This is a genomic window from Mesorhizobium sp. M7A.F.Ca.MR.148.00.0.0 (assembly GCF_003997735.1).
Classification (GTDB): domain Bacteria; phylum Pseudomonadota; class Alphaproteobacteria; order Rhizobiales; family Rhizobiaceae; genus Mesorhizobium.
On record NZ_RZTB01000750.1, the window covers coordinates 1 to 225 of the forward strand.

The 225-nt window shown below is 64.9% G+C and carries 1 pseudogene; it reads left to right on the top strand.

Features of this window, described 5'->3' with window-relative positions:
- Positions 1 to 225, top strand: a pseudogene (locus tag EOB49_RS36115) (imidazoleglycerol-phosphate dehydratase); the annotation flags it as partial.

Genomic DNA, 225 nt, shown 5'->3' on the forward strand with positions numbered 1-225 from the left:
TCGCGCTTGGCCAGGCGCTGGCCAAGGCACTGGGCGAGCGGCGCGGCATCATGCGTTATGCCTCGATTGACCTTGCCATGGACGAGACGCTGACGCGCGCCGCGATCGACGTGTCCGGCCGTCCCTTCCTGGTCTGGAACGTTTCCTTCTCGTCGCCGAAGATCGGTACTTTCGACACCGAGCTGGTGCGCGAATTCTTCCAGGCGCTGGCGCAGAATGCCGGCA